The organism is Aminobacter sp. J41 (assembly GCF_000526635.1).
In the GTDB taxonomy this organism is placed as follows: Bacteria; Pseudomonadota; Alphaproteobacteria; order Rhizobiales; family Rhizobiaceae; genus Aerobium.
Genome location: NZ_JAGL01000087.1, coordinates 1 through 1,773, shown reverse-complemented (window position 1 = coordinate 1,773; position 1,773 = coordinate 1). Strand labels below are relative to the sequence as shown.

General features: G+C 52.7%; 1 protein-coding gene. It reads left to right on the top strand.

Going from position 1 to position 1,773, the window contains the following annotated elements:
• Nucleotides 1-49: 49 nt before the first annotated feature.
• Nucleotides 50-1,117, top strand: coding sequence for an acyltransferase (locus tag L630_RS0120545; RefSeq protein WP_024850043.1), 1,068 nt, complete (start codon nt 50-52; stop codon nt 1,115-1,117).
• Nucleotides 1,118-1,773 lie beyond the last annotated feature (656 nt).

The following is a 1,773-nucleotide window of genomic DNA, read 5'->3' as shown; positions in this document are numbered from 1 at the left end:
ATCTTGCGTATCTCACCTAGAGAAGGCGACCGAGGGTCTGGGGTGAAAAATGGCTAAAGTAGAGCGCCTGCATGGGCTTGATTTTTTGCGCGGCGTGGCTGCTCTAGGCGTGCTTGCCTACCATTACCTTTACTATGGAGATGTCGCAAACATCTCGATGTTTGGCACATACGGGGTTTACTTATTCTTCTGCCTTAGTGGCTTCAGCTTGGAGCTGGTTTACGGACAGAGGAGCATCACATCCGCAAGTCTGAGCGAATTTTTCTACGCGCGTTTTTTCCGCATCTTCCCCATGTATGCAGCGATGGTTATCTTCGCGTTACTGACTGCCTCCGCCATTGATCGGCTCTTTTTAACGCGGACGCTACTCAACCTCACTTTTCTCTTTGGAGTTAACAACCCCGGATATTGGTCCATCACGCCTGGGGGGTGGTCAATCGGAGTGGAATGGTTCTTCTATATGCTGTTTCCGCTTTTCTGGGCAATTCGCGGGTTGGGATTTTCTGTTGCAGCGCTGATCATTACAACCATACTCAACATTCAGCTAACCTATCTTGCATACTTCACCAAATCCCTTCCGGCTGAGAGCATATGGATTAATGCAATTCAGCCTGTGGCTTTCATAAACTATTTCCTGGCGGGGGTCTTTGGATGTCGGCTCTACAGACGCGCGGAATGGACTATTAAGAACGATGCCTTCATAACGCTTCTGTTGGCTATTTTCGTGGTGTCGCTGTCCGTCCCCATCTATCTCGGTATATCTCGAACTCACCTCCTAACGACATCGGTTTGGCCACTTTTCTACTTCGCATTATGTGCCGGGCTGGCTTACGCCTCGGCAGGATACAGAAGCGGATCAAAGGCCCTCACCAAGCTCTCAACATTTCTGGGAGAAATAAGTTATTCTGTTTACCTGATCCATCTCCCGCTCTTTTTCCAATTGCGGGGATTGATCGGTGATCGCGTCGACAACATTGTCTTAATCCTGCTCTGCGCGATTTTGAGCATATCGTTGGCGAAGCTGCTGCACGACCGCATCGAAATGCCCCTAAGGCGACACGGAAAAGCATTGGTTCGTGAAAAAAATCACCACGCCTGTGCACTTGCCGACAAGTGAAAACGGTACGTTGCGCCAGCGGTGAGGCCCGTGAGTGAAACTTCCGCGTATGTGGACGTGGAATAAACCACAGATGCATTTACGTCTCCGGAGCTGCCCGCGGCCTTTCCAGCGGCTCCTGTTGTTGGGCTGTACACTTTCATATCCAGCCCACCGGGCCGTGCTCGCATCAGAGGCAGTGGGACAGTTATTCGGAGAGCGGTTCCTGGCGACGTTACGGCGATCGAGCCACTCTCTTGCATCACCGTCGAGCCGAGCCACGTCTGGTAGTATGAGTGTGCCACAGCAACGACCTCAACATCGCGACGCGGGAGCAGTATGCGGGCTGGCGCTATATTTCCGGCGACCGCGAACGCGTTCTCGATCTGGTAGAAGTCATTGGCCCCTGCAGTTCCAACAGGCGTAATGTATCGCCAGCGGACAATAAGACGAACGCAATCCTCCGGCAGGTGACACGAAATCTGCATGCGGCGGGTGAAGCCTGGAGATAACTCCCCTGCAGCGAATTGTGCTGTACCCAAGGAGACCGCTCCGATGGTGTCCCACCGCGTGGTGTAACTGACGGTGTTGATTTCCGCTGAGAGTTGACCCGGGATTTTCGCCGAGAAGTGACCCGCCTTCATGTATGGTTTGGGTCTCAGGACTTAGTCAAGGTG

What these genes read in the sequence shown, in the direction of transcription:
- L630_RS0120545 (WP_024850043.1), top strand. Translation starts at nt 50, where the DNA reads ATGGCTAAAGTAGAGCGCCTGCATGGGCTTGATTTTTTGCGCGGCGTG.